The 10,277-nt window shown below is 56.0% G+C and carries 8 protein-coding genes and 1 pseudogene; 6 read left to right on the forward strand and 3 right to left on the reverse strand.

All coding sequences use genetic code 11. The features are described from left to right. Positions 1 to 135 precede the first annotated feature (135 nt). From ectB to NKH42_RS16195, 3 genes are all read left to right on the forward strand, one after another. Complete coding sequence (ectB, locus tag NKH42_RS16185) at positions 136 to 1,395, forward strand: diaminobutyrate--2-oxoglutarate transaminase (RefSeq protein WP_352974291.1); 1,260 nt, start codon at positions 136 to 138, stop codon at positions 1,393 to 1,395. Beyond that, entirely contained in the window at positions 1,385 to 2,227 is an 843-nt protein-coding gene (locus tag NKH42_RS16190; RefSeq protein ID WP_352974292.1) for a 2OG-Fe(II)-dependent halogenase WelO5 family protein, read from the forward strand. Before ectB ends, NKH42_RS16190 begins: the two co-directional genes overlap by 11 nt. A gap of 116 nt (positions 2,228 to 2,343) precedes the next feature. Then, on the forward strand, positions 2,344 to 2,499 hold the full coding sequence (locus tag NKH42_RS16195) for a hypothetical protein (RefSeq protein ID WP_352974293.1): 156 nt from the start codon (positions 2,344 to 2,346) through the stop codon (positions 2,497 to 2,499). A 255-nt stretch (positions 2,500 to 2,754) separates the two neighbouring features. On the opposite strand, the gene NKH42_RS16200 is transcribed toward NKH42_RS16195, so the two are convergent. Further along, complete coding sequence (locus NKH42_RS16200; RefSeq protein ID WP_502906424.1) at positions 2,755 to 2,988, reverse strand: helix-turn-helix transcriptional regulator; 234 nt, start codon at positions 2,986 to 2,988, stop codon at positions 2,755 to 2,757. Between the two features lie 1,095 nt (positions 2,989 to 4,083). On the opposite strand from NKH42_RS16200, the gene NKH42_RS16205 reads away from it, so the two are divergent. Both NKH42_RS16205 and NKH42_RS16210 read left to right on the forward strand, forming a co-directional pair. Beyond that, positions 4,084 to 5,013, forward strand: coding sequence for a 2-oxoglutarate and iron-dependent oxygenase domain-containing protein (locus tag NKH42_RS16205; protein WP_352974294.1), 930 nt, complete (start codon positions 4,084 to 4,086; stop codon positions 5,011 to 5,013). Positions 5,014 to 5,598: 585 nt separating this feature from the next. Then, entirely contained in the window at positions 5,599 to 6,024 is a 426-nt protein-coding gene (locus NKH42_RS16210; RefSeq protein WP_352974295.1) for a DUF2267 domain-containing protein, read from the forward strand. A 296-nt stretch (positions 6,025 to 6,320) separates the two neighbouring features. Here NKH42_RS16210 and NKH42_RS16215 read toward each other — a convergent pair whose 3' ends face one another. After that, the gene (locus NKH42_RS16215) at positions 6,321 to 8,015 is read right to left on the reverse strand and encodes a GMC family oxidoreductase (RefSeq protein WP_502906426.1); all 1,695 of its coding nucleotides are present in this window, start codon (positions 8,013 to 8,015) and stop codon (positions 6,321 to 6,323) included. 208 nt (positions 8,016 to 8,223) lie between these two features. Further along, positions 8,224 to 8,672, reverse strand: a pseudogene (locus NKH42_RS16220) (transposase); the annotation flags it as partial. Positions 8,673 to 9,565: 893 nt separating this feature from the next. Between NKH42_RS16220 and NKH42_RS16225 the strand changes: the two are divergent. Then, a partial coding sequence (locus tag NKH42_RS16225; protein WP_352974297.1) for an aldehyde dehydrogenase family protein occupies positions 9,566 to 10,277 on the forward strand: 712 nt, incomplete at its 3' end.

Below are 10,277 nucleotides of genomic sequence, written 5' to 3' on the forward strand. Positions count from 1 at the left end.
TGGGAGGTCACGACCGTCCCAAAGTTCCGCCTGGACCGTTCCGATCTTCAGTGAAACTAAAAACAACCGCAACCGACCAAACGCATTTAATCACTGGCTCGTTGAACGCGGCACGACATGCAGAGGGACCCTGAAATGAACAGCGACGTTTTTGCAGCTCATGAGTCTAATGTTCGTCGCTATGGGCGATCGTTTCCCACAGTCTTCACGAAGGCGCTTGGGGCGACAATCTGGGACGAGGCCGGCAACCCATATATCGATTTCCTCGTAGGGTCCGGCGCCCTCAATTACGGACACAACAACCCGAATATTATGGCGCCAGCAATTGAATACCTGGTTGGCGAGAACATTCTTCTATCGCTCGACATGTATACGGCGGCAAAGCGTGACTTTATTGAAGCGTTTGTTGATTCGATCCTGAAGCCCAGAGGCCTCTCTTACAAAATCCAATTTCCTGGGCCGACCGGCACAAACGCAAACGAGGCGGCGCTGGCCCTGGCGCGAAAATATACCGGCCGCCCGAGCGTAATGGCCTTCTCGAACGCGTTTCATGGCATGTCGCTTGGCTCTCTGGCGGTATCGGGTTCGGCGTCAACTAGGGATCTGGGCGGCGTCGCTCGCCACGATGTGATCCGTGTCCCTTATGACGGATATCCGAACCAAGATTTCGATTCCGCGGGCTACATAGAGTTCGTATTGGGCGACCCAGGGAGCGGCATAGAAAAGCCCGCCGCAATCATCCTGGAGACCATCCAGGCAGAAGGCGGCATGAACGCCGCATCCGCAGCTTGGCTTACAGAAATTCAGCGCATTTGCCGCAAGCACGGTGTTGTTATGATCGTCGACGACATCCAGGCGGGTGCGGGACGAACGGGCGAGTTCTTCTCATTCGAGTTCGCGAAAATCGAACCCGATATCGTATGCCTTTCGAAATCCCTAAGCGGTTCAGGTAGTCCGTTTTCCATTGTTCTGATTCGCCCCGACCTGGACATATGGAGACCCGGAGAACATAGCGGGACTTTCAGAGGCAACAATCTCGCCTTCGTGACAGCAGGAGCTATGTGCAAACTGTGGTCCGACAGGCAGTTTACTGCAGGCATCGAGCGGACTGCGGTCAAGCTGCAAACGCACCTTGACCGCCTTGTTGCGAAATTTCCCAAGTGCATCGAACAAAAGCGCGGCCGCGGTCTGATGGCCGGCCTCAAGTGCCGTTCGCAGGCCGTTGTCGGCCGTGTGCACGATGTCGCGTTCGAAAATGGCCTGCTGATCGAATCTTCAGGACCAAATCGCGACGTCATCAAAGTCCTTCCGCCGATAACCATCACCGATGACGAACTCGATCATGGCATCGCCATCCTTGATCACGCACTAAAGGAGCAAGCCAATGGAGACTAATCAGTTATCCCAAGCCCCAGCCACCTCGCCTGTTGCGATCAGAGAACGAACCGGCTCGATCAGCACTGCGGACATCACCTCAGTCCTGAAAGGTGAGATCACCGCTCTGCACATCAGGCAAGCTTTCAGCACCGAAATAGCCGAGGAGATCACCGCGAACTTCAGTGGCAGTCCCGGTCTCAAGGAGCGTAAGGATGGCGTTCCCGGACAATATGTCGGCGCATCCCACTACAGGAAGGATGCAGCCACCTATTTCGCAGAGGCGGAAACTGCGCGACCGTACGTCGACGCGCTTTTTGAGAATCTGGTTGATCCGGTCCGAGCATTGTTCGACGCGTTGAAGCGCGACCTTCGCAAACAGGGCATTGAATTGCGGCTGGCCCGTTCGGAGCACGGTCAGGCTAATGTTTGTCGCGCTCTCAGTTGGTCTGGCAGCGGCAGGTTCTCCTTGGACCCCCACGACGACGTCGCTCAAGTGTTATGTGCTGGGAACGATTACGAGCTTTCTGCGGTGGCGCACAACACCGTCGCAGCACTCAACTTCTATCCCAGCATGCCCGAGGAAGGTGGCAATCTGCGGCTCTGGAGCCACAAGCCGACAGTCACGGACCGAAAGTCGCAAGGTGTGGAGACTACGGGCTATCCCTATTCGGCAGCCTATCTCGAGGGCGTTCCTTGTCGCGACTTCCAGCTCAGGGCGGGGGATATAGGCCTGATCGATGGCGGTTTCGTTCACGGGGTCACCGGTCAATCGGGCAACGGAAAGCGTCGCCTGGTGTTGAACAGCTTTTTCGGGTTTGCTCGCCCGGATCTTGTTCTCTGGTGGACCTGAAGTTGGACGTCGTAACGACCGACCGGCTCCCGCCGACAGGTGTCACATCGGTCGAACGCGGGGGGGAGGCCCCTTTAGTCACAGCGGCCCTCGGACTGTTTCAGACCGACACTATCATGAAGCCCTTGGCGTTTCAGGTGCTGCCGGTCTACGACACGATTTACCAATTACCTGTCCGCGCTACCCGGCGCTCCACCGTTCCCGGTGCCGAGCCGAACACGCATCGCGAGGTGATGTTAAGCAAGGCAGAAGCAACGCGAGAGGTGATCTAGCCGACGTATACTTCTTCCTACATCGATCGGGTATTTACTTGCGTCAGTGTGCAGTGCACCGCGGCTCGACTTGGACCGTTTCCGAAATGGACCGAAGATTAGTGCTCACACCGCTCCGACAGATGCAGTTCAAGAAAACTCCTGGCACAACCGATGTTAAAATCGCCGACTCGCAAGAGTACGTACATTTCTCCGTAACAGAAGGATCGTGGTTTAGCCATGACATTTCTTTGTGCGAGATTTTCGGCCGATCTTTTACAATTCGATAATTCTAGATTGAAGCGCTTTTATTGCTGCTGTTGTTCTACTAACAGTATCCATCTTTCTCATAACATTTTTTATGTGGAAGTTAACAGTGTTTACAGATATACCTATAATCTGCCCTATTTCCCACGACGACTTCCCTTTCGCCGTCCATAGAATGCACTCCTTTTCTCTTGGAGAAAGGGTAGGTATCTCCTCGATGCCGCTAATCCGCCGGTGTTCCATCGTCTCTGCTCCACAGCCGTTTGCACAGGAGGGTGTCACTGGCGCGCAAAACTGCCGGGGTTGTAAGGCTTCGGCTCTGCGCGCCGTCCTGGGCAGCTCTGCATCGCCTCAGCTCTACCATCTCATTGCGGTTGGCGAGGTTATTTCAACTTAAAGTTATGTTTCGCCATCATCATGCGAGTGCAACATAGAGGAAACATAGTCTGTATTCTTCAATCACCGTAGCGTTCGATCAATAATCAACAGTGATGTTGAAAGTGTTTTTGCGACCGCATCGTTTAATTCGGCGCGACAAAGAAGAAGTTGAAACCCAGAGACCTCAAATCGGTTTGTCAAGGTAAGGCATATGCGATTAATTTAGGCCTGAGGCAAATCCGAGGACCTGCGGGCTCTGCGGCACGCCTCATCCTCCGAGGATCGGATGGTCATCACATTCGAGGCAGACCCCAATGGTGCTGGAGGATGCCAACAGTGCAGGGATATCCCTGGCGCTGAGCAGGCAAGTTATCCCGCGATCACCCTCTTGAGATTGGGGATCGCCTCGACGAGCGTGACGACATTGCCGGCGCAAACGACCGAAGGCGTGTGCGCCCCCGCGCAGGATATCCGCTCCGGGATCGTCGCCTTTCCGAGCGCGCCGGCCGCAATGCCCAGGGAAGAGGTAATCAGGGGCTCATCGACGGGGTGTGGCGGGTTCGTCTTCCGGCAAAGGCGCGCGCACAAAACTCTGACCATACGGTCCCGTTTTTCACTTCAATTTGCGCGGTCGGCGGCAAATTCGAACGAGTTCCGGCCGATTTTCGGAGTAGGTCAAGCAGGCTTTCGTAGATCATTTATAGAAAACTCTTCTAGACTAGCATTACATTCTGTGTACCATTTGTAAATTGTTCCTGCAAAATATCTAACAGCGACGAACGAGATGTAACAATAGCTCTACAATTATTAATTTATCCCGTATTGCCATTGCCGGCAATTCGATAGATATATTCGTGCATGGTGAAACTATATCCAGCCGAGATACACCGCGGACAAGAACGCCGACTTCTAAGCTTTCCAGAGCCCCACAAGGGCCAAAGCACCAACGGAGAAGCGAATATGACCACGCTACCACAAATTTCACTGGCGAAACTGGCAGCCGATGCAACGCAACGTGAAGAGCAACGGCGCTTGCAAATGGCCTGCGAGGAGTACGGATTCTTCTACCTTGTCGAGCACGGCATCCCGAAGGAACAGATCGCACAAGCCATCGAGGCTTCCCGGCGGTTTTTCGCGTTGCCAGAGGCGATCAAGGAACGCTATGGTCACGCCTCTCAAGGCATGTATCCTACTATCGCCCGTGGATACAGTCCGTTGCACGGCGAAATACTCCATCCCGAGGCCGGCCGCGATCCAAAGGAATTGTTCGATCTCGGAATTGAGAACGAAGGCGACCGGCGTCCGTTTGCTGGAATCACGCGCTTTCCGGATGAGGCCTTGGCTCCTGGTTTCGCCCGAAGCCTGCTTGCTTTGCAGGCTACCGTGCTCAGCGGAGTTGTCCCGCTGCTTGGAACCGCGCTTGCCGACCTGATCGGTATGGAACAGGGCTGGTTCCGAAGCCATTTCAGCCCGCCGACACTCTTGCAACGCGTGATCCGGTATCCAGCTCGCGGCGGCACGTGTGCCAAGCACACCGACGGTGGCTTCTTCACGCTGTTGCTGCAGGAGGAACTCCCCACCCGGTCCTTGCAAGTGTGGTTCCGCGAGCGTTGGATGCCAGTGCCGAGCCTGCCCGACAGTCTCGTAGTCAATTTGGGCGACATGCTTCAGGCCTTGAGCGACGACCGCTTCAAGAGTACGCCGCATCAGGTCGCCCACAGTGGACTGAGTGACCGAATTTCGCTTCCCTTCTTTATCTATCCCGATATCGACGCTAGCCTGACTTCGCCGCAAGGGCGGCACACCTTCAGTGTTGCGGAAATGATGCTGCGCAACTTCGAGTCAGTCGAAACAGGGCATGGCGCCGGACGCGCACGAGACTTGCAGTAAGTGTTCGATTTTCTCAAGCGTGCGCAAACTATGGCAACGACCCGGCGCCCCCTCGGTGTGGTACGGCGGAAGAACACTCCTACAATCTAGACCGTCCCGCCGTCCACCGTCGCCCACATTGCGCAACGGCTATGCGCCTCGGCATAAAGCGCGCTGATGCTGTCGTATTGTTTGAGTTGTGGCCGCACGAGATCCAGCGGTGCTTTTCAGGCGAGTCTACAGCGCCATCGCTGCTCTGAGGCGATGAATCCGGATTTGGGAAGCGAAGCGACCAATCCGGGATGGAACGAGGAGTACTTCTCCAGGCCGCGACGGGCCCCGCACAAATGAGCGTATTCGCGGACCCTGCGGTCGTAGTTCGCAGATCCGAGCGAATTCCGGGGTTAGGTTTTGTCTTTGGGATTTAGTCCGCGACCGCCAGGGACATCGGCACCAACGGCATCATCTCTCAGCCACGTCCATCCGCCGTTTTCCTGGCAGCGCTAGGCCCTCCTGACCAGGTTGGTCTGCCTCAAGGCCGACAAAACGCATTTCGACACTTAATGGCGACTAATCTGATCCTGACAAACCTTTAAGGACAGGAGAATGCTTATGTACGTGAGCCGTGATCTAAACTATGCATTGCAAGCAACGCTGAATTGGATCAGCGATCTGGCGTGGAGACTTCGCTGGCATGATCGCGAGCGGGTTTTCCAAGCCCTGATTGCGACGCTGCATGCCCTGCGCGACTGTCTGGACCGCGACGAGGCTGTGTACATGGGCGCGCAGCTGCCAGCCTTACTGCGCGGCTTTTACTACGAGGGTTGGCATCCCGGCCGCCGCGCGATAGCCAGAAACCGCAATTCGTTTCTCGACCGGATCCACGACAGCGTCCACTGCGACCCGGCGGTGGATCCGGAAGAGGTTGCCCGCTCGGTCCTAGGTCAATTGGCCGACCGTTTGTCTGCAGCAGAGATAGAAGAGGCCAAGGCCGCCACTCCAAGAGTGCTGCATGACCTTTGGCCAGCCTGAGACACACGTCTGCCCCATGGGCGTATACACGAAGCCACCGCTTTTGCTATGCTTCCTGACGCTGCAACAAAAGCAATCTTGGCACGCTTGAATACCTGGCGTAGGCAACGCTCTGATATCGTAGAAAGAGTCTGCTGCGAACCAGCATTGCTTCAATAATCGCCAGGTGTCCATGGCGCCTGGTTCGCTAGGCTAAGGCTAGTGAGTTTGGCGATTTCGAAAGGTTCTGGGCGGTGGCCGGGAGGTGGAACTCGTCGCGGGGACCGCACGGCTCGTACATCCCGCCATACTCCACCCTATACGCTACCACACCCACTGCGTTCAGTCAGTATCGCGTCAGATATCTTTTCGGCGACCATAATTGTTGGGATATTCGTATTTGCTCTAGGGCAGAATGGCATCACCGACGCATCGGCGACTCTTAAGCCCGATACTCGGTGAACGCGCCCGGATGGATCCGTAACACTAGTTGGATCCAGAGCGGCTCCCATCCGGCAAGTTGAAGTCGGATGGAAGTTTCCAAAGACATTCTGGCGTACAAAGCGGTCAAGAAACTCGTCGCTATCGAGGAGGTCTGATATACTACGACCATCGGTGATCGTATATCTTATTAGCCTTCGACGCAACCACGAGGAACTATCCATAAGCGTGGCGACAATGTAGGTGAGCCCGAAATTTAGGCGATTGTATTTGCTGATCCGCTTTGCTCGTCCAGTCCAAGTAGAAGGAAATGGGTCAAGCGCGACCGCCACCAGCGCCTTGTGCTCAAGCAGCTGTGCTACTAACCGAAACGCCTCCTTCAATCGCTCAGCATCGCGTTTGTCGCTCAACATATTGAAATTCACCCCCGGCTCAGTAGCATGAGAAGAATTCTTGAGCGAAACCGTTCCTGTCGAGTAGGCGCGGTTGACCCAGAAAGCCAAGGTGCCAAGGCGTTTGCCGACCGGATGCCACGCAGACTTGGCGAGGGCCGAGATAGCCATGTCGGTTGAAGGGCAGCCCTCGTAACCTGACGAGTAACGAGCATGCATCTGAATATAGCCGGTCGCGTTAGGCGCCATACGATCGTCCGGCCTCAAATATGCTGAGATAGCCACCCCCGGGTGCTCTTGCAGATTTTTTCCGACGCCGTTTATATCTGCGACAACTGGAATGCCGAGTTTTAACAGCTGCTCAGCTGGGCCGATCCCGGATCGCATCAGCAAGGCCGGCGAATGAATGGCCCCGGCACATAGGACAACCGTTGACGCGCGATAGGAGTGCCGGCCGGTCTTACTTTCGGTCTTCACACCAGTTATGTGACGGCCTGCACAGGTTAACCGTGTGACCGTCGTCTCAGACAAGATTGTAAGGTTGGGCCGAGCTCGGATGGTCTCCGACAAATAAGCCATCGCAGCTGAGACGCGACGTCGGTTGCGGTTCGTCAATGGAACAACTGAGTGACCATCGCCAAATTCGCCGTTAAAGTCTGGTCGGAACGGTATACCTCTGTCTTCATAAGCCATCGATACAGCACGAATAAAGCCAGACCATTCTGCTTTGGACACGCGTCTAATTGGCAGCGGACCGTCGTTGCCATGAAATTCATTGCTAAAATCAAGATCGCACTCAAGTCGGCGGAGGTATGGCAAGACACCTTCCCAATCCCAGCCCGTCGCACCGCTAGACGCCCATTCGTCATAGTCCGCAGGGCCTCCCCGATTAGCTACTTGAGCATTGATGCTAGAGCCCCCGCCCATTACCCGGGCTTGCTCATAGCGTGTACGCCTGCTTAGATCCTGCACTATGGTCGCGTTGAGTGACGGCCACTGATAACGAGGATTGTAGTAAGCCCTCGTAGGGTCGCCATCGAGGATATCATCTGGGATGGCATCTGGGGAAAAGTCAGGACCGGCCTCAATGAGCAGGACGCGACTTCCATTGGCCGATAGCCTGTTCGCCATGACGCATCCGGAGGAGCCGCCACCTACAATTATATAGTCGAATAACAAAGACGATCTCGCTTCCATCTGTATGCCCTGCACTACGGTTGCCGGTGTTCATAGGTACTTCAGCAAAGTGCGTCCTCCTAACGCAGGAAATCCACACTAAACGTTAGTAGTTGGCGAGCGGTAGAGATCACCAAGCTTGAGCGATGATCGCTAAACCATGTTCACCTCTCGCGCCTTCACGCGCACCATGGGTCCACAGATATGGTCAGTCGCCCTCGATGGGTCTTTCAAGGAACGCTTTGACCCGTCGATCTCTTCGCACAGCCGGCTGACCTGGCTTTTGGAGATGCCGCTCATGCCCATGGCCTTGACCAGGTCGTCGACCGAGCGGGTCGAGCTCCCCTGGACATAGGCCTCTGGATGACGGCGGCCTCTCGGCCATGCGGCGCGGTTCTAGGAAACCGGGGAAATAGGAGCCCTTCCTGAGCTTGGGGATGCGCAGCTCGACGGTGCCGGCGCGCGTCTCCCAGTCGCGCTCGCGATAGCCGTTGCGCTGGGCCGTGCGCAACGGGCTCTTCTCGCCATAGGCGGCGCCGGTGGCGGCGCCCACCTCCAGCTCCGTCAGCCGCTCGGCGGCAAAGCCAATCATCTCGCGCAAGATATCGGCATCGGGGGTCTTCTCCACAGCGTGCGCAGGTTCATCATGTCGTCGGTCATCGATGGTTCCTTCGAATCAGGTTGGTGTCAGCAACCCGACCTTACCGGCGAACTGTCGGTCACCACCGCAAAGCCGCTCGCTCGCTACAGCGCTATCGAGGGCGCGCTCGCAAGCGGCTTCGCTACCGCCGAGCTACACCACCTGTGCGGCGCGGCCGCGATACACGCCGGGCACATTCGTGCCCGGTGTTGTGCCGCAGCGCCCCAACAACGGCACGAGCCAACGCTCCAAATCAGCTTGCCAGTGTCCATCCATGGCCGGCGCCTCCCAAAAACCCGACCTCCAATGGGCACTGAAGACTCCTCTTGGGAATTTCAAAATGCCCGTCTCGCTAACAATCTGCCAAAGTACGGCGATAGTCACCTACGTGTGTTGGTAGGTATCACGAGGCAGAGGACAAGCTATTTTCAAAACTGGTAGATGTGATCGAGATGCGACTTGATGATTTTTTTAGTAAGGAGATTTTTAGATCGTCGAGTAGCATTGTAGTACTCAGTTTTGTGGGTGCCGATATGAGGAAGACACATCTTGTTGCAGATTACGATGCATTTGCCTATATATGAATAGTAAATCACTATCTTGAATCCAAATCGAGAAATAAATTTGGGCCCGCGCAGAATATCTCCGATTATGCTCGGGCAATCAAATTTATCGAAGGAGGACTTCAAAGTTGATGTGTGGCGACATAGAGCTGTTGACCGCTTAGAGCGTACGGGTAAGCGGTTGCAGGTCTTGGCGAAAGCTCTCGACATCTAACCGCCACCGGTCATGACGCGGGCTCACGGTTAAGCCGAGGCCTTTGCCAGGCCATCCGTGCAACCCGCGACACCTACGTCAGCAGTGGTGCGCGTCGAGGAGATTTCCAGAGAGGACTTCGATGTCTGGCACAGAAGTGATCAAGAATTTCATCGATGGGGAGTGGAGGGATTCTTCGTCAGGCAAGCGGATCGAGGTTGATGATCCCTCAAGCGGGGAGACGATCGCGGTCGTCGCGGAAGCAGGATTTAAAGAAGTTCATCTCGCCGTTGCTGCCGCCGACCGCGTTTTTCGCGACCGCGTTCTTATAGACATGCACCCTTACGACCGTGGGCGGATGCTGTTTCGCGTGGCGGACGTACTCGAGGCTCGCGGCGACGAGATCGCGATCATCAACTGCATCGAGACGGGCAAGGCGTTGGACCTCGCCCATGGCGAAGTGCGGACCGCCGTCAGACACTTGCGGTACTATGGTGGCTTAGCCGACAAGCTTGAAGGTCGCTCGATCCCACGCGGGGCCAATCTGGTCGACTACACTGTCAGAAGTCCGTTCGGTGTGTCCGCCCAGATTGTTCCGTGGAACGGTCCACTGGAACTGACTGCCCGTTCGCTGGCCTGCGCCATCGCGACCGGCAATTCAGTGGTGGTGAAGTCGCCAGAGCTGGCTCCCTTGTCCGGAATTGAGATCGCACGTGCTTGCGAGACCGCGGGGCTGCCTGCCGGAGCTGTGAACGTGCTCACCGGTTACGGCGAAACGGCAGGTCAGGCGCTAATCGACCATCCCGATGTGCGCCACATCGTCTTTACCGGGTCCACGGCTACCGGGCGAACGGTGCTCAAGGCCGCAG

The sequence above is a fragment of the Mesorhizobium sp. M1142 genome (genome assembly GCF_040318565.1).
Lineage (GTDB): Bacteria > Pseudomonadota > Alphaproteobacteria > Rhizobiales > Rhizobiaceae > Mesorhizobium.

Bases quoted from the DNA above. Each gene is read 5' to 3' on its own strand.
- ectB (WP_352974291.1), top strand. From the start codon at position 136: ATGAACAGCGACGTTTTTGCAGCTCATGAGTCTAATGTTCGTCGCTAT.
- NKH42_RS16190 (WP_352974292.1), top strand. From the start codon at position 1,385: ATGGAGACTAATCAGTTATCCCAAGCCCCAGCCACCTCGCCTGTTGCG.
- NKH42_RS16195 (WP_352974293.1), top strand. From the start codon at position 2,344: ATGAAGCCCTTGGCGTTTCAGGTGCTGCCGGTCTACGACACGATTTAC.
- NKH42_RS16200 (WP_502906424.1), bottom strand. From the start codon at position 2,988: ATGGAACACCGGCGGATTAGCGGCATCGAGGAGATACCTACCCTTTCT.
- NKH42_RS16205 (WP_352974294.1), top strand. From the start codon at position 4,084: ATGACCACGCTACCACAAATTTCACTGGCGAAACTGGCAGCCGATGCA.
- NKH42_RS16210 (WP_352974295.1), top strand. From the start codon at position 5,599: ATGCTTATGTACGTGAGCCGTGATCTAAACTATGCATTGCAAGCAACG.